This is a genomic window from Paraburkholderia sp. EG286B, assembly GCF_040965655.1.
Classification (GTDB): domain Bacteria; phylum Pseudomonadota; class Gammaproteobacteria; order Burkholderiales; family Burkholderiaceae; genus Paraburkholderia.
The window spans coordinates 125,609-149,379 of record NZ_JBFRCF010000016.1 but is presented as its reverse complement, the minus strand read 5'-3'; the positions used below and the strand labels follow the sequence as shown (position 1 = coordinate 149,379).

Sequence of the window (23,771 nt, the reverse complement as noted above, 5' to 3'; positions counted from 1 at the left end):
CATGTTGCCAATCACTCGACCGCGAGCGTCGATTTCAACCCAACCGCATTCGCGAGGTTGTAGACGTTCGGCGACGTCGCCATCACCGCCTCATGCACTTGCGCGAATTGCTCCTTCGTACCGTCTCCCCTGATACGAACGGTGTAGCGCAAACTCTCGTAGCCGTTCGCGATCTGCGGGTCGAGTCCGAGAAATCCCCTCAGATCGATGTCGCCCTCGGTTTCGATCTCGAGCGATTGCAGTGTGATCCCGCGAAGGGCGCATTGCGCGACATAGCCCACCGTCATGCAGCGTTCAACGCCGCAATAAGATGCTCCTGAGGATTTGCGAATCGATTCGAACCGCCGAGTTCGCAAGGCTCGTCGATATCGATCGTGAAACGGCGCGGCACCTGCTGGCCACCCATTGAAAATCCTTCGACCGCCGAGCGACTGCGCGTCTGGCCCAGCCAGGCAGTCGCGACTCGCCAGCTAGTCCCTGCTCTTCGGAGACGAGCCGATCGAGCACCTGCGCGAAATGGGGATGATGCATGCCGGAATGGATGTACTGCCAACGGTATGCGTGATGGAAATTCGCTTCGATCGAGGCGGCTTCGGCCTCGCCGAAGGCACGCCCGCAGTTCGCAACGAAATAGCGCGAAACCGCTGCCGCCTGCGCGCGCAAAATGCCGTCGATCGCAACCACCAGGTCAATGAATTCATTGACCGCATCGTCGCGCGCCGCTTCCGTCAGCGTGGCGTCGTGCCGTTTCCATTCGAGTTCGTCGAGAATCGCGTGCTGACTCTCTTCCTTCCAGTGAATGCCCCGTTCAGAAACACGGCGCCGCTCAGACGAACAGCGCGCAGTACATCGGAGACAGCATCCATGGATAGCTCGCGTGAAATGCGCTTTCCCGGGCGAGAAATCTGGCGCCGGTCGTTCGTCGCCATGGCCGAGCGCTACATCTTATACCCGCGAATTCATTTGATGACAGTCTCCTTACTGATGATTTCGCCATGCTTAATGAAGCACTTCGCGTGTCTCCCAGCGAACTGATCGCGTGCTTGCTTCATCAGGATGACCTGGCGTCATTGAGGGCGTCCGGCAACGGACACGCGACGCGGCGGCGAGAAGTGGACGATCGGTCAAGAAAGATCGACGTCCGGGCAGGACGGCAATGGCTTGCCGCAGGCAGAGTTCATGACAGGAAGGAACATCGCTGATCAGCCTCACGCGTACTTCGCATTCAACCCTTCCTTGGAGCCTGGAAGTTAGTCGCGTTACCCATGCACGAATCGGTTCACGCACCGTGAGTCGCCGCTTCGGGCAATACGATAGCGTCAGATACCGATGACACGCCTGATAAGCCGTGCGATGTACCACCCGATCATTGCGTTATCCGTTTTCTATCTGGCCGAAGTCATGCATCACGTCGACTACAGCGTCTTTGGCGCGCTGCCGGTTCTGGCCGCGAAAACGACCTCGCGTGTTTTAAGTGCGATCAGTCGCGATAGTGGATCGACTGGGTAAAACGCACTCGTACGCCCAAAGCTGCCGCCGGATCGACGTTCTACTGACGGGCGGATAGTGGTCGGATTCTGCCCTTTATCATGCGAGGCACTTCCGAGCCGATCTGGCCCGATTCGCGAATATCGCAATCGCAGACACGCAATGATGCGTGGTCAAGCAAGCACTACCCCTGCAAGGAACGTCGCGAAGTAGTCGTCGTCCAGCCATCCTGAAACGTGCTTCGACGCTTCGATGCGCCGGATTTCGCTCTGTCCTTTATCCGTCAGGACGGCAATCTGTAATGTGGGGAGATACTTCGTGCTGGGGGGAGGTTTCTGGTCCACGATCTGGATCAAACCGTGCGAGCGAAGCAACGTGAAGATTGCCGGTCGCTTGTGCCACGGTATTTGTCGATGCAAAGCAAGTCGAAGAGCTTCTAGTACAGCGCCATTGTTGAATTCCATGAGGATCCTTCTGGTGTTCGACTGAAACGTCCTGCTGGCTCTGGGTACCTACAGTAGCACATGAAGCGGTTCTGTACGATGACACACCAATACGGAACCTTTCATGTCCAGCGATGATGCCGGCGCGGCGCGCGGCACCGCTACGTTATTCAGCGGTGTTCACAGCGATCTTCTTGACCATCGAAGCCGCGCGGCGAAATCAGCGCGGTAACCGCTAAAATTGCGGTTTTAGCCCGGAATATGCCAATGTCCTTTGCCTCGCTTGGCCTGATCGAACCCTTGCTGCGTAACGTGCAAGACCTCAATTACCAGACACCTACGCCGGTGCAGGCCAAGGCGATTCCTGCCGTGCTCAGTGGCAAGGACGTCATGGCTGGGGCACAGACCGGCACTGGCAAAACGGCGGGTTTTGCGCTGCCGCTGCTGCAGCGGCTGGTGCAACACGGCCCGGCGGTGTCCAGCAACCGCGCGCGCGTTCTGGTGCTGGTGCCCACGCGTGAACTGGCTGAGCAAGTGTTGCAAAGCTTTATCGCTTACGGCAAAGGCCTCGACTTGCGATTGCTGGCCGCCTACGGCGGCGTGAGTATCAACCCGCAGATGATGAAGCTGCGCAAAGGCGTCGACGTGCTCGTTGCCACGCCGGGCCGTTTGCTGGATCTCAATCGCCAGAACGCCGTGCAGTTTGATCAGGTGCAAACGCTGGTGCTGGACGAAGCCGACCGCATGCTGGATCTGGGCTTTGCGCGCGAGCTCAACGCCGTCTTTGCTGCGTTGCCGGTTCAGCGCCAGACCCTGCTGTTCTCCGCCACGTTTACCGACGATATCCGCGCCATGGCGGCGGGCATTCTGCGCAGCCCCGTCAATATCAGCGTCAGCCCGCCCAATGCCACGGCCAGCAAGATCAAGCAGTGGGTGGTGCCGGTGGATAAAAGGAACAAGCCTGACCTCTTCATGCACCTCGTGGCCGAGAACAACTGGGAGCACGCGCTGGTGTTCGTCAAAACCCGCAGTGGCGTCGATTATCTGGCGGCCATGCTGGATGAAGCGGGCTATGCGGTCGACACCATCCACGGCGACAAACCGCAACCCGCGCGCCTGCGTGCGCTGGAGCGCTTCAAGACGGGCGAAGTCAATATGCTGGTGGCCACCGATGTGGCTGCGCGCGGGCTCGATATCGACGACCTGCCGCTGGTGATCAACGTCGATCTGCCGATCGTGGCGCAAGACTACGTGCACCGTATTGGCCGTACCGGCCGCGCGGGCGCCAGCGGCGTGGCGGTGTCGCTCGTGTGTGCCGACGAAGCGCCGCAACTGGCCGCGATTGAAGCGCTGATCCGGCAAACGCTGCCCCGTGAAGAAGAGCCGGGTTTTGAAGCCGAACACCGCGTGCCGCAAACCAGCGCGACGGGCCAGCTCATCAAGAAACCCAAAAAGCCCAAGAAGCCCAAAGTGCCGCAAGCTGCGCCGGGCGCGATGCAGGTGCCCAGCAAAAAACCGCTCCCGCAGAGCGGGGAAAACAAGCGCAAGCCTGCGGCGCAGCGCGTTGTTGCCGCGGGTGAGGACACAAGTTTCACGAGCGGTAGCCCATTCAGCGTGCAGAAGCCGCGCAGCAAACCCGCCACCAAGCCAGCTGCGGGTTCACGCAAGCCGGCTGGCAAACCCGCTGGTGGCCGCGGTAGACGCCAACCCTGATCCGTTGGGATGAGCAACGCCGGCACAACCGGGCTCAGCGCGGCCAGTGCCTGCGAGAGACGACAGCGAAGCTTACGGCGATCGCACCTGCCGCCGCGCGAAGCGGTGCCTCGTGCGTCACGTCGCCGAAGCAAGAACGGCGAGTGCGCCCTTTGCGCGAATCGGAGTTGCTGACCAGGGGTGTATTGGATTCGCTGACGACCGCCGGGTTGCCGGTGCCCTCGGATTCGGGGGCCGCCTGGGGGCCGTCCGCCGGCAAGGTTCGAATTGGCATTGCGGATGATTCTCGAGAAGGACATGTCCGTATTGAACTCCCCGCCAATCGATCAGTAAAATGAATGTTCTTACCAGTACGATTACTTTTCCGAATGGAACTGAAATTACTGAGGACGTTTCTGACGGTTACCGAGCTACGCCATTTCAGCCGCGCGGCGGATGCGCTGCATATGAGTCAGCCGGCACTCAGCAAGCAGATCGGTGCATTGGAGGTGAGCCTCGGTGGCAGGCTGTTCGAACGCGGTCGGCACGGTGCGCAGCTCACGCCATTCGGCGAGACGTTCCTGTCCGATGCACAGGCGCTCGTACGCGACGCCGATGAAATCCTGTTGCGCGCGCGAGAAGCGAGCAGCGGCCGGCACGGCCATCTGCGCCTCGGAATCTGCCTGTCCGTACTGACGATTGTGCCGAAGCTCATCGCCGATTTTCGAGAGCAGCATCCCGCTGTCACCGTCACCCTCAGCGACCTCTCTTCCGCCGAGCAAACGCGCCGTCTTCTGGCGGGCAAGCTGGATGCCGGCTTCCTTCGCTTGCCCGCCGCGGATGGTCTCTCGTCGTTCAAAGTCGTAGACGAGGGACTTGCACTCGCATTGCCGCCGCACCTTCGGTACACACGCCTTCCGGCGAATCTCGACGCGCTCAATGAAACCGGCTTCATCTCGCTAGTGCGTGCACGCGGGCCGGGGCTCGCTGCACAGATCGACCGATGGTGCATCGAGCACCGCTTCGTGCCGAAGGTGACGCAGCAGGCCGAAGACATCCAGTCGGTCCTGACTTCGGTCGCCGCGGGCGTGGGCATTGCGTTCATTCCCTCTCGCGCACGACACCTGCTGCGGGATGCTACGGTACTGCCGCTTCATGGCAAAAACGCGAAGTGGCGCGTGGGACTCACATGGCCTTCCATGCGCGAAGATCCGGTTACGGCGCGCTTTGTTGCATTCTTGCGCGCCGCAATGAAAGGCGCGTAATGGCTGCGCCGCCGTTCTTAGAACTTGTGTACCAGGCCGACCCCAATGCCGCGCGTGTCGCTGCCGGGAGCGACCGTCAAGCCCGAATACGCGGTGCCGGAGAGCGTGTATTGCGCCTGATTCCGGTTCTGGAGAAAGCCGGCCGCGGTATAGAGTTCGGTCGCTTTGGACAGCGAGTACTCGAACAGCAGGCCTAACTGCTGCGCGTTGTTGCCCTTGCCGGTGCGATCGTGCAGGTAACCGTACATCAGCGATACCAAAGCAAATGGCGAGACCTGGTACGAGTCCGATACCTGGTAGACCTCGTGCTGCATGTATTTCGGCGTATTCGTCAGATTCTCCGTGTGGTACGCCAGCCAGATGCGGTTGGACCCGATCGCGTACGATGCGCCCGCGTTGAACACGGTAAATACCGCGCCAGGACCCGCGGCAGCGCCGCCCGCTAGCGTATAGCTCCCGCCCGCTCCGACGGCTGGCTCGTCTCCTCGTTCATAGCCCGCCGCCACATTCAACGGCCCGTTGATGTACTGGATGACCGCGTTGTAGAACCCGATGCCGTTGCCCGACGTCGCCGGATCGCGCAAGGCCACCATAAATTTGGCATTCAACCCGCCAAACGTGGGCGTGTAGTAGGAGATAGCATTGTTCGCGCGGATGATCAGGCCGTTGAAATTATTCATGGGCGAAGCAATGCTTTTAACCCAGCTCGGATCCATTGCCGCCTGGAGCACATCGTATTGCGGCGAGTTTTGCAGGCCGAAGCGCACTTCCCCGAAGCCACCGGACATGCCGACGTACGCCAGTCGGTTGAAGGCCTTGGTCGAGTCCGTCGCTGCACCCGTCTGTCCGGAGAAGGCTTGCTCCAACTGGAAATTGACGTGCAGCCCGTTGCCGATATCCTCGCTGCCCTTAAAGCCGTAGCGTGTCGAGAAGAGTCCGCCGGGTACGGCGCGGACCGCCGAATTGCCGCCGCTCGAACTTTGATAGACGAAGCCATTGTCGAGCACGCCATAGAGCGTGACCGACGACTGCGCGAACGCGTAAGGGGCGCACGCGCAGGTCAGGACTGCGCCGGATGCGAGAGTGATAAACCTCTTCATGCGGAATCTCCATTGCATCGGTATGCCGGTGCTTTTATAAATATTTGTCTGGTACGTACTGCTAATATGTAAGGCCATACCGTGGTCGATCGGGCGTGCCGATACGCCCCAATAGGCCACGGTATTACGGATGGAGGGTTGATTTCGATGCGGCCCGTCGAGTGGCGGTCTGTCGAATCGAAGGCCGATGATGGCGGGACAAGCTAACGGCCATACGTGGTTTCGCTGTTCAATCTGATCTCCGTTGATTGCATGTTCCTTTGCGTGATCGATGTGGATTCCGGCGATAGACGCATCGAATATCCTTCGGCAAGGTTAATTGCGCGCAAGGCGGTGGGTCCATGTATAAAACTTAGATTGAATGGTATTTTTTTACTTTCATTCGGACCGGGTAAACCAGTATCGGTTCGTCGAATTGCGCGCAGGCGCTGCAATTCACCGGACGGTGTACGGAAGAGAAAAATTTGCGAATGGTTGTGCGAAAAACGTCTGGCCGAGGGCAGTGTCGTCGCCGTCTTACAGGGCTTTTCGCACGGCCTATAGCCGATGCTCGGCAACCACGGTTTCGAATTCCACTCGATAGCGCCGTGCAAGTGCGGATGCGGTTTCGCGCAGTGATTCGCGATCGGTCGCCAGTGCATTGGCAACCGCATCGGCAAGATTGGCTGGATTCACAATGCCCGCGAGACCCGCTGCTTCCCATGTCCGCACATAAGCCGCATGCTTGCTTGCCGCGAGAGAATGATCAGGATGACTGATATTGACGCGAGGCAGCGCGTACGCCATCGCAACGATGCGACCGTGCAGGCTGCTGCCGCAATAGATGCGGCTTCCAGCAATCAGCGCACAGATGTCCCAGACGTTGAGCGAGGCAAACACGCGAACGTGAGCCGCGCGCAGTCGAGCCGCGAGCCGCTCGTACACCGCGAGGTCGTCATGCCAGGGAGCGGCGCCCGCGCGAAACAGCACAATCCCCAGGCCGTACCCGTGCGCCGCGAGTTCGAGCTGGGTGGCGAGCGTATCGAGCGTGGCATCGTCGCCGAAGTCAGCGCTGAATTGCACGGCTGCATAACCGCGCGGGAACGCCCGCCGCACATCGCGCAGTGCGAGGGCCGCGGCGTGCCGGCGTATTGCCGTGCCGAACAGGACCGCCGTCATCGTGGCGGGGTCCGGTATCAGGCGGGCTGCGATGCCCCGTTGCGCGAGCAGCGCCTGGGTTTGACGGTCGCGCACGCTCACCGCGTCCGCGGATCGCAGTGCGGCGAGCACGTCGGCGCCCAACTGCGCATTGCGCGCATCGAGATCGACGCCGCCCACCGCGTTGAACGAGAGATGCCTCACGCGCACGCCCGGCAACGCGGACTTCGAAAGCACATACGGCGCGAGCGATGCTACGCCGACATGCCGAAGCGCCCATGCGCGCCCGTCGCGCAGCCATGTATCCTCGGCGGCGATGAGCGCCCGCACGCGCTGCGGCGGTGCGAGCATCACGGCGGCCTCCCACGCATTGCAGGTCAGCAACTCGCCGCCTGCGTGGATCACGTTCACCGGGCGGCCGCGCGCGAAAGCGGCGATGCACGCGAGTGCGACCGTAGCTGGCCCGCCATCGCCACGCGGATCGCGCGCGGCGAGCCCGGCGAACAGCAGTTCGCGGCGTGGCAGCATGCGCGTTGCCACCAGCGCGATCAGCAGGTCGCCGAAGTTGTGCCGGTCGAACGCGCCGAAGATCACCGTGGGCGTGGAAGCCATGCGGGCCTCAGGTCGTACTTCGGTTCAATATCCGCCAGTCCCATTTTCCGATTCATACTGCGCCGCAGCATAAAGTGGGGCCGCAAGTCAGGCCGCAGCGTGCCGCTCCCCATACTGACATAAGGAAACCTTAAGCATTCTCGGGGAAACTGTCGGCCTTGCCGACGTGTTTTTCCTGCGTATGAGAACGGTCTACTCCGAACTGAAGAGCGCGCGACTGCGCCCTACATCCAGCCGCGTGGCCGTGCTGAAGGTATTTCATGACGCGCCGCACGAGCATCTAACGGCCGACCAGGTCTTTCGCCGCATCGCAAAAGATGTGGAGCAATGCAGCCTGGCGAGCGTCTATCGCGCGCTTGCGCAGCTGATGGAATCGTCGCTGCTCGACAGCACTTGGGTTGGCGAAACACGCGTGGTGTACGAGCTTGGGCGTGGCGCGCCGCACGCGCACCTCGTGTGCGAGAGCTGCAAGACCGTGGTGGACATCGACGAGCCGATGCTGCAGGAGCAGCACGCCGCCATCGCGGCGGCAAAGCGCTTTCGCTATACGCATTCGAGTCTCGTCGTTTTCGGGCTTTGCGCCCAGTGCGCCGCGGCTTCGTCGTGAACCGGCGCATGGCCGGCGCAAAATTCAGAGCGTGACGACCACCTTTCCGAACGGCTCGTTCGACTCCAGATAGCGGTGCGCCTCGACGATCTGCTCGAAGGGGAACGTCCTCGCTATGACGGGCCGTAGTGCCTCCGCTTTCAATCCGTCCAGAATGAAGGCTTTGGCGCGCAGTTTCGATGAACGATCGCTTCGTCGATCTGGCCGACGACGGCTACGACCTCGCGATCCGTACCGGAGCGTTGGAGAACAGCGCCGATCTCGTCGCGCGCCGCGTGGCGCGGCCGCGCATGACGGTGTGCGGTTCGCCCTGGCTTTCCTCCGCGTGCCCGCGCGCTTCACCTTCTCCTCGGCCTTGTGCACGAGCGCCTGCACCGTCGGGTGATCGAACTGGCCCGGCACGCCAAGGCTCATCGAAAGATCGAACGAGGCGATCGCTGCCACGTCGATGCCTGGCACCGCAAGAATCTCATCGAGCCGCTCGATGGATTGTGCGTCCTCGATCGTGATGATGTTGAGCAGTTCCGAATCCGTGCCGAACTTCGTACGTTTTCCATACTAGTCGAGCATGCGCGCGTTGCCCGGTTTTCTCCGGCAATGGTTCCCAGAAGCCTTCCGAAGGCCGGGTGGCGCATTTACGCCAGGGCTTGCCTGCTTCGTGCGTGCTCGCGCAAGCAGCTTGAGCGCACCGCCGCCCCATACCGGCTACCATGACATCCCGCCTGCAGTCTCGCACTGACTCGCAACGACTCGCGCGGCGAAATAACCGGAATACAGGAGCGAAAGAAAATGCTTTTCCGCAAGACGATGTTGGCCGTAGCCGCATTCAGCGCCGTGCTGGCCAGTGCCAGCGCGCATGCCCAGATCGCGGGCGCACAGCCCTTGAGCGTTTCGGTCGAGCAGTCGCAGGCGCTGCTCGAAGGCTGGAGCGTGAAGAAGAGCGTACTCGGCAAGCCCGTTTATAACGACGACAACGTGAAGATCGGCACCGTGCGCGACCTGATCGTGGCGCCGGACGGCTCGGTTTCCGCGGCCATCGTTTCGGCGGGCGGTTTCCTCGGCGTCGGCTCGCACGACGTGGCCGTGCCCATCGCGTCGCTCGACGTGCGCCAGGGCAATCTCTATCTGCCCGGCGCGACCAAGGAAGCACTGAAGGCCACGCCCGCGTTCCAGTACGCGAAGGTCGAATCGCCGCCGAAGCCGAAGAAGGTCGAGAAGCAGCAGTAAGCCTTCAGCCGTCGCGATTCAGCAGCCGCACTTCCAGTCCGGCTGCTGCAACGCCATGCCGTGCAGGCCGCGATATTCCGCGACGGGCGGCGACGACCAGCCTGCCAGCAGCGCGGGCGCCAGCCGGTAGATCTCGATGCCGAGCGGCCGGCAGACTTCCAGCGGGTCGCGTGCATCGGGTCCCCACATCGGCAGCGAAAGATCGCCGCCGGGGCAGGTGGAAAGCGCGCACAACAGGTCGATCTCGGCGAAAAACTCGAGATAGTCGCCCTTCTTCGCCGGGCAGGCCTTCATGAAATACTTGTCCTCGAGATTCAGGCCCGTGCACTGGAACACGTTGAGCACGTCGTGCACGTCGTATTCGGTGAGCCCGTACGGCGCGATGGCGCGCGTGAGGTTCGAGTGACAGTGAAAATGAAAGTCCTCGCCGGTCAGCATGCGGTTCACGTAGGGGTCGCAGCGTGTGCCGAGCAGGTCGTGAACACGTCCGCCGTGCTCGTCCACGCCGTAGTCGGCGAGGCTGTCGTCGGTGATGGTGACGAGCGGGCGCAGGAAGGGTAGCGTCGACCACAGGCGGTCGAAGGTGCTCACGTGCGCCTGCTGGAGCTGGCGCGTGCGCGATGCCCACATGCGTTCGCGCGGATCGTGCCGGTTCCACAGATTGAGGTCGGCCACCTGCGGGCCTTCGATCGTCACGATGCGGAACACGTGTCCCGCGGGCACGCTCCACGCTTGCCCCGAGCGTATCGGCACGACGATCGATTCGATTAGCTCGCGCTGATCCTTCTCTTCGGCGATGCGGCGGTAAAAGGGCTTGTTCACGTCGAGCGCGGAGCCCTTGGTCGACTGGTAGGCGGCGGGATAATTCAGCATTGCCTCGTACTCCTGTATGAAACGACCTGTGCCCGCATTCGCGATGCCGATGGCGCTCAGCGCAGCGTTAGCGGGATGTCTGCTGGGGAGTATAGGAATCGCGCAACGGTAAGCCAAAGATTGTTCAACGATCGCAAGGCTGGGGACTCGCGGACTCTTTTGCGTGTTCGGGGCTACCCGCCCGTGCGGTGCCTTCGTGTACAGTTCGCTTACTCCATGACCGCGGCGCCTGCTTCCGAGGCGCGCGCAGCCCAACGAGACGCGACGGTACATGATCAGACTGGAAGACCTCGTCATCTTTATCAGTGCGGCGGACAACGGGAGCCTCTCGGCCGCCGCACGTCAACTCGATCTCACGCCCGCGGTGGCGAGCGCGGGCCTCAAGCGCCTCGAAACCGAACTCGGCACGCGCCTGCTCGCACGCTCCACGCGCAGCCTGCGCCTCACGCCGGACGGCGAGCGCTACCTCGAATACGCGCGCGGCGTCATGGAGCAGGTGGAGGCCGGCCAGAACGCCGTGGCGCATGGGCGCAAGATGATCGGCGGCATGGTGTCGCTGTCGATTCCCTCCGACCTCGGGCGCAACGTGCTCGCGCCCTGGCTCGACGACTTTCAGGCGCAGCATCCTGCCGTGTCGTTCCAGGTGCATATTGGCGACCACGTGACCGACATGTTCCGATCGCCGGTTTCCGTAGCGGTCCGCTACGGCGTGCCCGAAGATTCCACCCTCGTGGCGCTCCCCCTCGCGCCCGACAACCGGCGCGTGCTGTGCGCCTCGCCCGGCTATTTCGCGCGTCACGGCAAGCCCGCGACGCCCGCCGATCTCTCGCGCCACAACTGCCTGCGTTTCGCCCTGAGCGACACGCTGCACGACCGCTGGACCTTCTACCGCGGCGACGAAGCGAGCGTCGTGAACGTGCACGGCAACCGCAGCAGCGACGACGGCGAACTCGTGCGCCGCTGGGCCGTGGCGGGGCATGGCCTTGCGTACAAGTCGCGTCTGGACGTGCTCGCCGATATCCAGGCGGGCCGCCTCGAAACCGCGCTCGATGCGTTTCAGGGCGAAGGCGCGCCGCTGCATCTCGTCTGCGCGCACCGCACGATGCTCTCGCCGACCGTCAACGCACTGCGCGATTGGCTGCGCGATCGCATCGCCGCGTTTCTTGCCTGACGTGTGATTGCGCAGTAGGTCCGCCACCCGGCCCGACCGCCATCGGGCATGCCACCATTCGTCGTTCCCGCCGCCTCCGCCGCTCGATCGGCACTCGATCTTCAAAGCAGCGTTGAAGCTGAATTCGCCGTTTGCCGCTAGGCGCGCCGGACGCACTGGCCGATTATTCATACCAACACGAACGGCACGGAGGCTCGAATGATCGTCGCGATAGGCCGCTTTTACCTGCGCGCCGACAAGATTTCGCGCTTCGAGGCCGCCTGGCTGCGCGTATGCCCGCTGCTCACGAACAAGCCGGGTTATCGCGGGCACCGCCTCGGTCCGCAGTGCGAAGATGAAGGCTGCTACGTGCTGGAAGTGGAATGGGACTCCCTCGACGCACAGAGCGCGTTCATGATGCACGGCGATTTCCAGACCTTCCTGCACGCGCTGTGGCCGTACTTCTCGGCCGACCCCGACCTCTATCACTTCGCGCCGCTCGTTCAATCAAGCCGGTTTCCCGCAATTTGACTGTCTGGAGGTATTCACGATGAAAGCGATTGGTTATTACCGCAATCTCCCCATCAGCGACCCCGAATCGCTGATCGATCTCGAACTCCCCGAGCCGCAGCCGGGCCCGCGCGATCTGCTCGTTGAAGTGCACGCGGTGTCGGTCAACCCGGTCGACGTGAAGGTGCGCGCGAACAGGGCGCCCGAAAACGGCGAGCCGAAAGTGATCGGCTGGGATGCGAGCGGCGTCGTGCGCGCCGTGGGCCGGGACGTGACGCTCTTCAAGCCGGGCGACCGGGTGTGGTATGCGGGTTCGCTGCTGCGCCCGGGCACCAACAGCGCATTGCACGTCGTGGACGAGCGCATCGTGGGCCGCATGCCGCAAAGCCTGAACTTCGCCGAGGCGGCGGCGCTGCCGCTCACCTCCATCACGGCGTGGGAGTTGCTGTTCGACCGCCTCAAGGTGCCCGAGGGCACGGCGCCGTCCGGCGACTCGCTGCTCGTGATCGGCGCGGCGGGCGGCGTGGGCTCGGTTCTCGTGCAGTTGGCGCGCAAGCTCACGGGCCTCACGGTGATCGGCACGGCGTCGCGGCCCGAAACGTCGAAGTGGGTGAGCGAGCTGGGCGCGCATCACGTCATCGATCATACGAAGCCGCTCTCGCACGAGCTCGAGCGTATCGGCATGGAAGGCGTGGACTATATCGCGAGCCTGAATCAGACCGACCGTCACTTCGACGAGATCGTCGCCTCGATCAATCCGCAGGGGCATCTCGCGCTGATCGACGACCCGGAGCTGTTCGACTTCCGCAAGCTCAAGATGAAGAGCGTGGCCCTGCATTGGGAGTTCATGTTTACGCGCTCGATGTTCGGGACGAAAGACCAGATTCGCCAGCATGATCTGCTCGACCGCATGGCTTCGCTCATCGACGAGGGCGTGCTGCGAACGACTCTCAACGAGAGCTTTGGGACCATCAACGCGGCGAACCTGCGCCGGGCGCACGAGCTCGTGGAAACCAACCGCTCGCGCGGCAAGCTCGTGCTCGAAGGGTTTTAAATCGCGCCGATCGTTACTCAGCCGCGCGGTCGAACGCGCAATCGGCCGTGCTCGCGAGCCTGACGAACGGGCCGCTCAAGGTGCGGTTGTGGTGCTCGATGATCGACGCGGCGCGCAACACGGGCGTATCCATGGTCGTGTGGGCGTCCGCGACGAGCAGCGCCCGAAAGCCAAGGTCGCCCGCGGTGCGGCAGGTCGAGTCCACGCAGTACTCGGTCTGCATGCCCGCGATGACGAGTTCGCCCACGTTGGCGCACGCGAGCCTTGCCGCGAGATCGGTGCCGGTAAAGCAACTGGGGCGGCGCTTCTCGAACACGCCGTCGATGTCCGGGTCGATGGCGAGCGCCGGCAGCAATTGCGTGAGCGGACTGCCCGGCTCGATGGGCGAGCCCGGCGGGCCGACGTGACGCGCGGCGAAGACCGGCGCGCGCGCCTTGCGCGCCTCGGCAATCAGCTGCCTGATATTGGCGAGTACGCGCTGACCTTCAAACGGTGCGTTAGGGCCGTTGAACAAGCCTTCCTGCATATCGATGACGAGCAGGGCGCGAGCGAGGCTGGACATGATGGTTCTCCGCTAGTTGCGCCCGCAACGCACGGAGAAACGACAAGGCCCCGTCCATTGCTGGCGGGGCCTTGTGATCGAGACGAAATCTAACGTACGCGCACCGAACTCACGACCCGCCGGAAGCGGTCGTGGTAGTCGTCGTGGTGAGGATGGGCGCGTTCATGAGGACGATCATGCAGGAGGCGGCCTGAGGCGTCAACCGTGTTGCGCGCGTTGCCTGCACGGCTCGACGGCAAGCTACGCCGTCGAGCGTGAGCGCATCAGCGTGAAGTGTCGGGGCGCTTCCAGTGGGCGTTGGCGTGCTTGTCCGTAATACGGACCTTCGCCAGCAGCGGCTTATAGCCTCTCAGGACGATCTCGCTGATCGCGAGAAGCTCGGAGCGAAAGATGTTCTCGGCGAATTTGCTGCCGTCCGCGAACTCCAGGGCGTAGCCATCGATTGGCCCCCATTGGCCTCTCGGTAACGGTTCGATATAGACGTCCATCATCAGTCTCCATTGATTAACAAGCGAATAAGAAGCGTCATTGGATTCAGTCTATCGCAGTGAACGACGGCTTCCCCGCGGGTTTTCGGCGACGCAATTTCCTTGCTGTTCAATGGTTTACGTGATGTCTTTCACGATAAGAGAAGATCTCCTTCCATGTGCAATTGCTGGCCGGCGTCGGAAAATGCGGAATTTGCACACACCGGGCGCGCATTGCACGATATGAAAGCGCGAGCGCGCATTCACAATTCATTCCTCTTCGCGCGGCGCCGGTTCGCCGAGATCGATCTCGTCCATGCCCTTGTTCAACTGATTGAGGAAGTGCACGAGCGAAACCTTGTCGTCGAAGCGAAAGCTCGCGAGCGCCTGGCGATAGAACTCGTAGATCTTCGGCTGCAGGCTCTCCCAGAACACCTTGCCCTGGTCCGTGAGCACGACCTTTTTCGCGCGCCGGTCCACGGTGTCGGCCACGCGCAGCACATGCTCGTCGCGCTCCAGACGCTTGAGCACGCCGTCGAGACTCTGGCGGCTCACGACGAGATAGTCGGCCAGTTCGGAAAACGACATGCCCTCCGCAACCTGCGGGCGCGACAGCGCGCCGAGCACCGACCATTGCACGGTCGTGATGCCGAGCGCCTTGGTCGTCTGCCGGTCGAGCGTGTTGCCCGCCTGGAACAGCCGGAAGAACAAGCGGTTGTGAATCGACGAGACGGATTGATCGTACGAAGGGTCGTTCTGGGTCATGGGCGCCTTTCGGTCGCCGCGCGAGTGCGGCGGGCAATGAGACAAATACCTGATACGAAAATAGTGAAGGGAAGTGGACGCGCCGTCCATTTGGGCAATACCCCTCCTCGTACCCTCAATATATATCATGATGTTGACGTAATTAGGGGCCTCGCCTAGAGTGTGGAAACGACGCACGAGAATATCAAGAGACATCCCCATGGCGACCTACGACCGGCTTTTGACCCCGCTTCGCGTTGGCGCGACGCTGCTGCCCCACCGCATGGTGATGGGCGCGATGCACACGCGGCTCGAAACGCTCGACCATCCGCATGAGCGCCTCGCCGCGTTCTATGCGGCGCGCGCGGCCGGCGAGATCGGCCTGATTCTGAGCGGCGGGTTCTCGCCGAACGCCGAAGGCGTGATGGAGGCGGGTGGCCCGCTCTTCAATCGCGCGGAGCAGGTCGACGAGCATCGCGCCGTGACGCGCGCGGTTCACGAGGCGGGCGGCAAGATCGTGCTGCAGATCCTGCACGCGGGTCGTTATGCGAAGGTGCCGGAGTGTGTGGGGCCCACGGCCGCCAAGGCGAGAATCAATGCGCACTCGCCGCGCGCGCTCAGTACTCAGGAAGTGCGCGCCACCATCGACGACTTCGCCCGCACGGCGGCGCTGGCGGTCCAGGCCGGCTACGACGGCGTGGAGATCATGGGCTCGGAAGGCTATCTCATCAACGAGTTCACGGCCGCCGTCACCAACGCGCGCGACGACGAATTCGGCGGCGACTTCGCAGGCCGCATCCGCTTTGCGCTCGACATCGTGCGCGCCGTGCGCGCCCAAATGGGCCGCGAGCCCATGCTGATCTACCGCATCTCTTCCATCGACCTCATGGATGGCGGCATGAGCGGCGCCGAGATCGCGGCGTTCGCGAAGGAGATCGAAGCGGCCGGTGCGGACCTCATCAACACGGGCGTGGGCTGGCACGAATCGGCGGTGCCAACCATCGCAGCATGCGTGCCGCGCGCGGCCTGGCGCGACGCGATTCGCAACGTCAAAGAGGCGGTGTCGATTCCGGTGATGGCGTCGAACCGCATCAACACGCCCGAGGTCGCGGAGGAACTGATCGCCTCCGGTGTGGCCGATCTCGTATCGATGGCGCGCCCGCTGCTCGCCGACCCGGACTTCGCGAAGAAGACGCGGCTTGGCGTGGCCGACGAAATCAACACCTGCATCGGCTGCAATCAGGCCTGCCTCGACCGCATCTTCACGGAACGCACTGCGACTTGCCTCGTCAATCCGCGCGCGGGGCGCGAGATCGAGTTCGCGCCGGGCAAGGCCTTGCAGCCCAAACGTATCGCGGTCGTGGGCGGCGGGCCTGCCGGCATGGCGTTCGCAATCAACGCCGCCGAACGTGGCCATACGCTCACGCTGTTCGAAGCGCATGCGCGGCTGGGTGGGCAGCTGAATCTGGCAAAGGTCGTCCCCGGCAAAGCCGAGTTTCACGAGATGCTGCGCTATTTCGAGGTACGGCTAAAGCGGCTCGGCGTGACCTTGCGGCTCGGGCAAGCCGCAACGGCCGATGAACTCGCCAGCGAGGCGTTCGACGAGATCGTCATCGCCACCGGCGTCACGCCGCGCGTGCCCGATATCGTGGGTGTCGATCATCCGAAGGCGGTGTCGTATCTCGACGTGCTCGCGGGCAAGGTCGAAGTGGGCGCGCGCGTGGCGATCGTCGGCGCGGGCGGCATCGGCTTCGACGTGGCCGAGTATCTGCTGGGCGATGCGCAGGAATCGCTGGACCGTGGCGTGTTTTTCCGCGCGTGGGGCGTCGATCCCGCGAATGCGGATGCGGGCGGTCTCACGCGTAGCGACGCTCATGGCGCGCCGCGCCGTAGCGTTCACATGTTCCAGCGCAAGGAGGAACCGCTCGGCAGGGGTCTCGGCAAATCGACGGGATGGATCCTGAAGGCCCGCTTGCGCAAGGCCAACGTGATGATGACGTCGGGCGTGACCTATGACGCGATCGACGACGAAGGTCTGCATTATCGCGTCGATGGCAAGCCGCATGTGCTTGCCGTCGATCATGTCGTGCTGTGCGCGGGGCAGAATTCGAACCGGACGCTCTACGATGAACTCGTCGCCCGCGCAGCGAAACCGAAGGTGATAGGCGGCGCTGATGTCGCCGCCGAACTCGATGCGTTGCGTGCCATCGATCAGGCCACGCGGCTCGCGATGACGATGTGACGACGCCGCCGGCGCGCGCTAGCTCGCGCGCTGGTTACGCGCTGGTTACGAATACGCCTCGTCCGCGAGCGGCGCGCGCTTGCGGGTGTCGCGAATGAAAATTGCCGAGAGCGCCGCGCCGGTGAGCGCAACCACGCCGGCCAGCGCGAACGCGGTGGCGAACGAGCCGCTGCGCTCCACCAGGAAGCCCGTCACGGCCGGTCCGATCACGCCCGAAAGACTACCCACGCAGTGCATGCAGCCGCTCACGCTGCCTACCCTGGCCGAATGCACGACGTCCTGCACGATCGCCCAGTAGAGCGCACCCGTCGCATAGAGCAGGAAGAGCGCAACGGACATCAGCGCGATGGCCGCGACAGCGGTATGCACGAGGCCGGCAACGCCCACGCACACGCCCGTCGCCGCGAGGCAAGTGGACAGGACGAGCTTGCGTGAGAGCATGAGCTTGCCGGTCCAGCGGAAGATCGCATCGGAGATCGCGCCGCCCGCCGCGAGACCGACGGTGCCCACGAGCCAGGGCACCACGGTGGCGAGGCTCATCTCGCGGATGTTGAGGTGATGCGCCTGCACGAGGTAGCTGGGGAACCAGCTCAGAAAGAAGAACAGCACGTAGTTATAGGCGAAGAACGCCACGGCCGCAGCGATCACCAGCGGCTGGCGCAGCCATGCCGAGAGCGGCAACGAGGCGGCACTGTCGGGCACCGTGTGGGTCGCGTGCGCAACACCCGGTCCACGCCGCGCGGGCTCGGCTTCGTCGAGCGTGCTGACGAAGCGGCTCTCCGAAGGACGGTCGGCCGTGAGCAGCATCCACGCGACGCACCATACGAGGCCGATCGCGCAGATGATCCAGAACGCCGGGCGCCAGCCGAAGCTGATCGCGAGCAGCCCGATAATCGGACCGGCAATCGCGCCGCCAAGTGGCGAGCCGGCGCTCAGGAGTCCCATGGAAGTCGCTGCGATGTCGTGCGGCATCCAGTTGTTGACCATCTTGTTCGCGCCTGCGCAGAGCGGCCCTTCGGCCATGCCGAACAGCACGCGCAGCACGAGCAGGCTCGCGAAGCCCACGGCCACGGCCGTGAGCCCGCAGAAGATCGACCACAGCCCGACCGCGAGAACATACACGATCTTCGGCCCGAGCTTGTCGCTCGCGAGGCCGCCCACGAAGTTGAACAGCGCATAGCCCACGAAGAAGCTGCTGAACACGATGCCCATCTGCGCCGCATCGATGCCGAGGTCCTTTTGCACGAGCGGTGCAGTGATCGAAAGCGCCACCCGGTCGAGGTAGTTGATGCCGTAGACGAGGAATAACAGGAAAACGGTTATCCATCCCATCGTGCGTTGTTTCATGTTCTGTCTCCAGTCCTTATAGATATGGGCGCGCGTGCGGCGTCAGGCCGGCGCGGGGCAGGTCAGCAGCGCGTTCGTGCCGTGCCGGCGCAGCGCTTGCAGATGTCCGGCGAGCCGCTCGGCGAACGCCTGCGGCCACGGCGTTGCGCCAAATACGCTCGTGTGCGAGAGGGCGGCCTGCACGGTGTCGAGCGTCGTGCTCGCGCCGCGCAGCTTCGCGGCGAGCGCGGGGGCGCCAGGATCGCTCACCACGAGCGACGCGCCCGTGTCGCTGCGTTCGGTCGCGAGGTAGTGCAGCCAGGCGGCGAGCGCGCGTTCGAGATGGGGACGCTCGATCCCGCGCACGAGGCTCTCGCGCAGCGCGGGTAGCCAGCGCACCGGCACTTTCTGCGTGCCGTCCGTCGCGATCTGGCTCGTACGGTGCGCAAGCGTCGGGTTGGCAAAGCGCGCCAGCAGGTCCTGGCAGTACGCACGAACGTCGAAGCCGGGCGGGACCGTCACGGTGGCGAGCAGGTCCTCGGTCATCAGCGCGCGCACGAAGGCGGCCATGGCGGGATCGTCCATCGCATCGGAAACGGTTTCGCGCCCGCGCAACTGGCCCACGTACGCAAGCGCCGAATGCGAGCCGTTCAGGAGACGCAGTTTCATGGCCTCGTAGGGATGCACATCGCGCGTGAGCAGCGCGCCCGCGTCTTCCCACGCGGGGCGCGGGCCGCTGAAGCGGTCTTCGATGACCCACTGGGTGAACGGTTCGCACACGATCGCGGCTTCGTCGCGCAGGCCGAGTTGCGCGGCAGCGGCGTCGAGCGACGCGGGCGTGGCGGCCGGTACGATGCGATCGACCATCGTGTTGGGAAACGCGATCGTCTCGCCGATGTGGCGCGCGAGCGCCGGGTCGAACTGCTCCGCATACTGGATCAGCAGTTTGCGCAGCGTGTCGCCGTTGGCCTGCATGTTGTCGCAGCAGACCACGGTGAGCGGCGCGCCGGCGGAGCGGCTGCGGATGCCCGCGGCGAGCACGCCGAGCGTGGTGCGCGGCGCATCGGGCGTCATGAGGTCGTGGCGGATGCCCGGGTCGCCGGCGTCCAGCTCGGCGCCGGCGGGCGCGAGGCTGTAGCCCTTCTCGGTCACGGTCAGGCTCACGATGGCGACGCCGGGATCGGCAATCGTGCCGAGCACCCGGTCCATCGCCTCGGGCGCGTAAAGCGCGCCGCGCAGCGCGCCGACCACGCGGCACGCCGCCGTCTCGCCGCTGCGCTCGGTCACCGAATAGAGGTGGTCCTGGGCGGCCAGCACCTGCGGCACGCGCCGCTCGCGCAGGCTCACGCCGACGATGCCCCAGCGCGTGTCGCCGCGCTCGAGCAGCGTTTCCGTATAGAGCGCCTGGTGCGCGCGATGAAACGCACCGAGCCCGAGATGGACGATGCCCGGGCGCACGCGCTGGCGGTCGTACCCTGGCTGGCGCACGGTCGCCGCGATTTTGGTTAGTGAGCGCTCACACAGAGGAGGTGTTGTCATTGCCATGTACCATGGTACGAATGCGAATGACCGAAGCTTAGTCCGATGTTTTATCTCGTTTTATCGGGGTTAACGCTATGGGGTGACCGTATCGCGCATTTGCTACCATGGTACAAACAGTCATCCGTTACCGACATGAGCCAGACCATCATCGAACCGCAAGAGGACACCGTCCTCGCCGCACTGAGCGGTTTCGTCGCCAATTCCGACGCTTCTTATCGCCCCCAGGTGCACGCCTTTCTGCGCGACGCCATCGTGCGCGGCACGCTGCCGCCGCGCGCAAGCCTTTCCGAAGCCGCGATTGCCGAAGCGCTGCAGGTCAGCCGCACGCCGGTGCGCGAAGCGCTGGCGCAGCTCGCCGACGAGCATCTCGTCAACATCTACCGCAAGGTCGGCACGATCGTCGCGCCGATCTCCGTGTCGCAGCTCGAAGAGGGACGCTTCGCGCGCAGCACGCTCGAATGCGCGAACCACGTGCAGCTGGCCCAGACCATCACGCCCGACCAGCTCGCGGAGTTCGGCCGGATCGTCGACGAACAGCGCGACGCCGTCGCGCGCGGCGACGTGGACCGCTTCTTCGATCTCGACGAGCTGATGCATCGCCGCCTGTTCGAATTCGCGGGCCGCGCGCACGTGTGGGAAATGCTGCAGCCGATGAAGCGCCAGTTCGACCGCGTGCGCTGGCTGCTGCTCGACCGCGTGGCGGACCACGCGCAGCGCGCGCTGCGCGAGCACGAGCTGATCCTTGCGCATATCGCCTCGCGTAACTTCGCGCAACTGGGCGCGACGGTGGCGAGCCACATCGACCGGGTGGGCTCGCATCTGCCGGAAGTGCAGGCGCGCGTGCCCGACTATTTCGTCGAATGAAAGAGAGTGGAGACAGCAATTGAAGATTGAACGGCTGCAGACGATCGTCACCTGCCCCGGCCGCAATTTCGTGACCGTGAAGATCGTGACCGACGAGGGTGTGTACGGTCTCGGCGACGCGACGCTCAACGGCCGCGAACTGGCCGTGCGCGCGTACCTCGAAGATCACGTGTTTCCGTGCCTCGTGGGCCGCGATCCCCGCAATATCGAGGACATCTGGCAATACCTTTATCGCGGCGCGTACTGGCGGCGCGGCCCGGTCACGATGACGGCGATCGCCGCGATCGACATGGCGCTCTGGGACATCAAGGGCAAGCTCGCGAACATGCCCGTCTATCAGCTGCTGGGCGGCAAGAGCCGCGAAGGGCTGATGGTCTATGGCCACGCAAACGGGCGCGACCACGAAGAAGCCATCGACGCGGTGCGCCAGCACGTGGAGGAGGGCTACCAGGCGATTCGCGTGCAGTCGGGCGTGCCCGGTCTCGACAAGGTGTATGGCGTGGGCAAGGTCAAGGGCGAATACGAGCCCGCCCAGAAGGGGCTGCCGCCCGAGGAGCCGTGGGACACGGCGCTCTATCTGCGCCATACGCCCGAACTCTTTCGCAAGGTGCGCGAGGCCGTGGGCTTCGGCCCGCATCTGCTGCACGACGCGCACCACCGCCTCACGCCGATCGAGGCCGCGCGCCTGGGCCGCGACCTCGAGCCGTATCGCCTCTTCTGGCTGGAAGACGCGACACCGGCCGAGAACCAGGAGAGTTTCCGCCTGATCCGCAGCCACACCAGCACGCCGCTCGCGGTGGGCGAGGTGTTCAACTCGATCTGGGACTGCAAGGACCTGATACGCGAGCAGCTCATCGACTATATCCGCGCGACCATCGTGCACGCGGGCGGCATCACGCATATGCGCCGCATTGCCGATTACGCGGCCATGTATCAGGTGCGCACGGGCTTTCACGGCGCCACCGATCTTTCGCCGGTCTGCATGGCCGCCGCCGTGAACTTCGGCCTGTGGGCACCGAACTTCGGCATTCAGGAATTGATGCCGCACAACGCGCTCACGAATGCCGTGTTCCCGCATCAGTACCGCTTCGAGAACGGCTTCCTCGTAATGGACGACGCGCCGGGGCTCGGCGTGGATATCGACGAGACGCTGGCCGCGAAATATCCGTATGAACGCGCCTACCTGCCGGTTGCCCGTCTGCGCGACGGGTCGATGTGGAACTGGTAGGCATACCTGATCAAATATTCATGGAAGCGTCCACTATGTTGAGCGTCGTAGTCGATCGACCGAACAGCCTCGCCGTGCGCGAGGTGCCCACGCCTACGCCCGCCGCGGGAGAAGTGCGCGTGCGGGTGCGTTATGCGGGCATCTGCGGCTCGGACCTGCACATCTATCGCGGGCACAATCCGTTCGTGTCGTATCCGCGCATCATCGGCCACGAGTTCGTGGGCCGCATCGAGTCCGTGGGCGAGGGGGGCGACGCCGCGCGCGTGGGCGAACTCGTGGCCGTCGATCCCGTCATCAGCTGCGGGCGTTGCCACGCATGCCAGATCGGGCGGCAGAACGTGTGCCGTAATCTCGTCGTGCTGGGCGTGCATCGAGACGGCGGTTTCAGCGAGTACGTGTGCGCGCCGGCGCGCAACGCGTACCGCATTCCCGAGCGCATTGCGCAATCTTGCGCGGCGATCGTGGAGCCGTTCGCCGTGGCGGCGATCGTGGAGCCGTTCGCCGTGGCGGCGAACGTCACGGCGCGCACCGGCGTGCTCGAAAGCGACGTGGCGCTGATCTACGGCGCGGGCACCGTGGGGCTCACGATCCTGCAGGTGCTCAAGCGCGTGTACGGCGTGCGTGCGTTCATTACGGATCAGCTCGACGAGCGGCTCGAACTCGCACGCAGCTGCGGGGCGCAAGCCGACGAAACGATCAACACGCGCAACGAGCCGCTGGCCGACGCGCTGCGCGCGCGCGGCGTGGAAGACGGCCCCACGCTGATTTTCGACGCGGTGGGCCATCCGTCCATTCTCGAAGAAGCGGTGAGGCTCGCGGCGCCCGCGGGACGTGTCGGGCTGCTCGGCTTTTCGTCGACGCCTTCGGCCATCGCGCAGCAGGAGCTGACGAAAAAGGAGCTTACGTTGTGCGCCTCGCGTCTGAACTGCGCGATGTTCCCGACCGTGATCGACTGGCTGGAGCGCGGGCTCGTCACACCGGAATCGATCATCACGCACAAGGTGGATTTTCGCGAGGTGAGCAGCGCGTTCGAGCTGGCGGAGCACAATCCGCGCGAAACCTGCAAGGTGTTGCTCGATTTCGGCGCGTAAAATGCGGGGCATTCGTGCAATGGAACCTCGTCGCGCATGCTCCCCCGAATACTCGTTAGCGCTTGCCTGCTTGGCCGTCCGGTTCGATACGACGGCTCGGCGAAAACCGTTGCGCATGCACTGATCGAGCAGTGGCAGCGCGAAGGGCGGCTCGTGCCCGTTTGCCCGGAAGTCTCGGGCGGGTTCGGCGTGCCGAGGCCGCCTGCGGAGATCGCAAACGCCGCGTCGGGCGCCGCGGTACTGGCAGGGATCGCACACGTGATCGATGCGCGCGGCGAGGACGTCTCCGCGTATTTCGTCGAAGGCGCACGCGTCGCGCTCGAACTGGCGTTAGCCCACGACTGCCGCTATGCGTTGCTGACCGATGGCAGCCCTTCGTGCGGCAGCGTGGCCATTTACGACGGCAGCTTCGCGGGCCGCAAGCACGCGGGCGCGGGAGTGACGACTGCGTTGCTGCGTAAGCACGGCATCGAGGTTTTTGCCGAATCGGCAATCGAAGCTCTTCATGCGCGGCTCACGCAGGCAAGCGCGTAGCACGTAGCACGAT

25 protein-coding genes and 2 pseudogenes are annotated in these 23,771 nt (G+C 64.0%); 14 read left to right on the top strand and 13 right to left on the bottom strand.

The features are described 5' to 3' along the window. Window positions 1-11: 11 nt before the first annotated feature. Both AB4Y42_RS30230 and AB4Y42_RS30225 read right to left on the bottom strand, forming a co-directional pair. Window positions 12-287, bottom strand: coding sequence for an OsmC family protein (locus tag AB4Y42_RS30230; RefSeq protein WP_368696194.1), 276 nt, complete (start codon window positions 285-287; stop codon window positions 12-14). Further along, window positions 284-406 (bottom strand): hypothetical protein, encoded by a 123-nt coding sequence (locus AB4Y42_RS30225; protein WP_368696193.1) that lies wholly within the window; start codon window positions 404-406, stop codon window positions 284-286. The genes AB4Y42_RS30230 and AB4Y42_RS30225 overlap by 4 nt, the downstream gene beginning before the upstream one ends. 116 nt (window positions 407-522) lie before the next feature. Here AB4Y42_RS30225 and AB4Y42_RS30220 point away from each other — a divergent pair, with 116 nt between their 5' ends. Both AB4Y42_RS30220 and AB4Y42_RS30215 read left to right on the top strand, forming a co-directional pair. Beyond that, on the top strand, window positions 523-1,035 hold the full coding sequence (locus tag AB4Y42_RS30220) for a hypothetical protein (RefSeq protein ID WP_368696192.1): 513 nt from the start codon (window positions 523-525) through the stop codon (window positions 1,033-1,035). A gap of 318 nt (window positions 1,036-1,353) precedes the next feature. Then, a complete protein-coding gene (locus tag AB4Y42_RS30215) occupies window positions 1,354-1,509 on the top strand; it encodes a hypothetical protein (protein WP_368696191.1) in 156 nt (51 codons plus the stop codon). A gap of 152 nt (window positions 1,510-1,661) precedes the next feature. On the opposite strand, the gene AB4Y42_RS30210 is transcribed toward AB4Y42_RS30215, so the two are convergent. Then, complete coding sequence (locus tag AB4Y42_RS30210; RefSeq protein WP_324161960.1) at window positions 1,662-1,952, bottom strand: hypothetical protein; 291 nt, start codon at window positions 1,950-1,952, stop codon at window positions 1,662-1,664. A gap of 246 nt (window positions 1,953-2,198) precedes the next feature. Here AB4Y42_RS30210 and AB4Y42_RS30205 point away from each other — a divergent pair, with 246 nt between their 5' ends. Together AB4Y42_RS30205 and AB4Y42_RS30200 are read left to right on the top strand one after the other, a co-directional pair. After that, a complete protein-coding gene (locus tag AB4Y42_RS30205) occupies window positions 2,199-3,644 on the top strand; it encodes a DEAD/DEAH box helicase (RefSeq protein WP_368696190.1) in 1,446 nt (481 codons plus the stop codon). Between the two features lie 368 nt (window positions 3,645-4,012). After that, window positions 4,013-4,888, top strand: coding sequence for a LysR family transcriptional regulator (locus AB4Y42_RS30200; protein ID WP_368696189.1), 876 nt, complete (start codon window positions 4,013-4,015; stop codon window positions 4,886-4,888). A 17-nt stretch (window positions 4,889-4,905) separates the two neighbouring features. On the opposite strand, the gene AB4Y42_RS30195 is transcribed toward AB4Y42_RS30200, so the two are convergent. Both AB4Y42_RS30195 and AB4Y42_RS30190 read right to left on the bottom strand, forming a co-directional pair. Continuing rightward, window positions 4,906-5,988, bottom strand: a complete 1,083-nt coding sequence (locus AB4Y42_RS30195; RefSeq protein WP_368687371.1) for a porin — start codon at window positions 5,986-5,988, stop codon at window positions 4,906-4,908. A gap of 537 nt (window positions 5,989-6,525) precedes the next feature. Then, a complete protein-coding gene (locus AB4Y42_RS30190) occupies window positions 6,526-7,737 on the bottom strand; it encodes a polysaccharide pyruvyl transferase family protein (RefSeq protein ID WP_368696188.1) in 1,212 nt (403 codons plus the stop codon). A gap of 181 nt (window positions 7,738-7,918) precedes the next feature. Here AB4Y42_RS30190 and AB4Y42_RS30185 point away from each other — a divergent pair, with 181 nt between their 5' ends. Next, on the top strand, window positions 7,919-8,344 hold the full coding sequence (locus AB4Y42_RS30185; RefSeq protein ID WP_028206271.1) for a Fur family transcriptional regulator: 426 nt from the start codon (window positions 7,919-7,921) through the stop codon (window positions 8,342-8,344). A 24-nt stretch (window positions 8,345-8,368) separates the two neighbouring features. On the opposite strand, the pseudogene AB4Y42_RS30180 reads toward AB4Y42_RS30185, so the two are convergent. Together AB4Y42_RS30180 and AB4Y42_RS30175 are read right to left on the bottom strand one after the other, a co-directional pair. Beyond that, window positions 8,369-8,512: pseudogene (locus AB4Y42_RS30180) on the bottom strand (zinc-binding dehydrogenase); the annotation flags it as partial. Window positions 8,513-8,677: 165 nt separating this feature from the next. After that, window positions 8,678-8,854, bottom strand: a pseudogene (locus AB4Y42_RS30175) (aldolase/citrate lyase family protein); the annotation flags it as partial. 279 nt (window positions 8,855-9,133) lie between these two features. Between AB4Y42_RS30175 and AB4Y42_RS30170 the strand changes: the two are divergent. Continuing rightward, a complete protein-coding gene (locus AB4Y42_RS30170; protein WP_368687373.1) occupies window positions 9,134-9,571 on the top strand; it encodes a PRC-barrel domain-containing protein in 438 nt (145 codons plus the stop codon). 18 nt (window positions 9,572-9,589) lie between these two features. Here AB4Y42_RS30170 and AB4Y42_RS30165 read toward each other — a convergent pair whose 3' ends face one another. Continuing rightward, window positions 9,590-10,444, bottom strand: a complete 855-nt coding sequence (locus AB4Y42_RS30165) for an urea carboxylase-associated family protein (RefSeq protein WP_368687374.1) — start codon at window positions 10,442-10,444, stop codon at window positions 9,590-9,592. A gap of 271 nt (window positions 10,445-10,715) precedes the next feature. Between AB4Y42_RS30165 and AB4Y42_RS30160 the strand changes: the two genes are divergently transcribed. From AB4Y42_RS30160 to AB4Y42_RS30150, 3 genes are all read left to right on the top strand, one after another. Beyond that, window positions 10,716-11,615: a LysR family transcriptional regulator gene (locus tag AB4Y42_RS30160; protein WP_368687375.1), complete on the top strand. Its 900-nt coding sequence runs from the start codon at window positions 10,716-10,718 to the stop codon at window positions 11,613-11,615. Between the two features lie 198 nt (window positions 11,616-11,813). Further along, window positions 11,814-12,125, top strand: coding sequence for an antibiotic biosynthesis monooxygenase (locus tag AB4Y42_RS30155; protein WP_368696187.1), 312 nt, complete (start codon window positions 11,814-11,816; stop codon window positions 12,123-12,125). Between the two features lie 19 nt (window positions 12,126-12,144). After that, window positions 12,145-13,158, top strand: a complete 1,014-nt coding sequence (locus tag AB4Y42_RS30150) for a zinc-binding alcohol dehydrogenase family protein (RefSeq protein ID WP_368696186.1) — start codon at window positions 12,145-12,147, stop codon at window positions 13,156-13,158. 13 nt (window positions 13,159-13,171) lie between these two features. Here AB4Y42_RS30150 and AB4Y42_RS30145 read toward each other — a convergent pair whose 3' ends face one another. The 3 genes from AB4Y42_RS30145 to AB4Y42_RS30135 all read right to left on the bottom strand — a co-directional run bounded on the left by AB4Y42_RS30145 (window position 13,172) and on the right by AB4Y42_RS30135 (window position 14,952). Further along, on the bottom strand, window positions 13,172-13,720 hold the full coding sequence (locus AB4Y42_RS30145; RefSeq protein WP_368696185.1) for a cysteine hydrolase family protein: 549 nt from the start codon (window positions 13,718-13,720) through the stop codon (window positions 13,172-13,174). Between the two features lie 263 nt (window positions 13,721-13,983). Beyond that, complete coding sequence (locus tag AB4Y42_RS30140; protein ID WP_042263805.1) at window positions 13,984-14,211, bottom strand: hypothetical protein; 228 nt, start codon at window positions 14,209-14,211, stop codon at window positions 13,984-13,986. Between the two features lie 246 nt (window positions 14,212-14,457). Continuing rightward, window positions 14,458-14,952, bottom strand: coding sequence for a MarR family winged helix-turn-helix transcriptional regulator (locus AB4Y42_RS30135; protein WP_368687379.1), 495 nt, complete (start codon window positions 14,950-14,952; stop codon window positions 14,458-14,460). Between the two features lie 199 nt (window positions 14,953-15,151). On the opposite strand from AB4Y42_RS30135, the gene AB4Y42_RS30130 reads away from it, so the two are divergent. Beyond that, window positions 15,152-17,173, top strand: coding sequence for an FAD-dependent oxidoreductase (locus tag AB4Y42_RS30130; protein ID WP_368696184.1), 2,022 nt, complete (start codon window positions 15,152-15,154; stop codon window positions 17,171-17,173). A 45-nt stretch (window positions 17,174-17,218) separates the two neighbouring features. Here AB4Y42_RS30130 and AB4Y42_RS30125 read toward each other — a convergent pair whose 3' ends face one another. Together AB4Y42_RS30125 and AB4Y42_RS30120 are read right to left on the bottom strand one after the other, a co-directional pair. Next, on the bottom strand, window positions 17,219-18,520 hold the full coding sequence (locus AB4Y42_RS30125) for an MFS transporter (RefSeq protein ID WP_368687381.1): 1,302 nt from the start codon (window positions 18,518-18,520) through the stop codon (window positions 17,219-17,221). A gap of 42 nt (window positions 18,521-18,562) precedes the next feature. Further along, window positions 18,563-20,038, bottom strand: a complete 1,476-nt coding sequence (locus tag AB4Y42_RS30120; RefSeq protein WP_368696183.1) for a mannitol dehydrogenase family protein — start codon at window positions 20,036-20,038, stop codon at window positions 18,563-18,565. 135 nt (window positions 20,039-20,173) lie between these two features. Between AB4Y42_RS30120 and AB4Y42_RS30115 the strand changes: the two genes are divergently transcribed. From AB4Y42_RS30115 to AB4Y42_RS30100, 4 genes are read left to right on the top strand one after another with little or no spacing between them, the layout of a single operon-like run. Beyond that, window positions 20,174-20,905, top strand: a complete 732-nt coding sequence (locus AB4Y42_RS30115; RefSeq protein ID WP_368696182.1) for a GntR family transcriptional regulator — start codon at window positions 20,174-20,176, stop codon at window positions 20,903-20,905. A gap of 19 nt (window positions 20,906-20,924) precedes the next feature. Beyond that, on the top strand, window positions 20,925-22,133 hold the full coding sequence (gene manD, locus AB4Y42_RS30110; protein WP_133180697.1) for a D-mannonate dehydratase ManD: 1,209 nt from the start codon (window positions 20,925-20,927) through the stop codon (window positions 22,131-22,133). Between the two features lie 35 nt (window positions 22,134-22,168). Next, window positions 22,169-23,224, top strand: coding sequence for a Zn-dependent oxidoreductase (locus AB4Y42_RS30105; protein ID WP_368696181.1), 1,056 nt, complete (start codon window positions 22,169-22,171; stop codon window positions 23,222-23,224). A 36-nt stretch (window positions 23,225-23,260) separates the two neighbouring features. After that, a complete protein-coding gene (locus AB4Y42_RS30100; RefSeq protein WP_368696180.1) occupies window positions 23,261-23,758 on the top strand; it encodes a DUF523 domain-containing protein in 498 nt (165 codons plus the stop codon). Window positions 23,759-23,771: the final 13 nt, after the last annotated feature.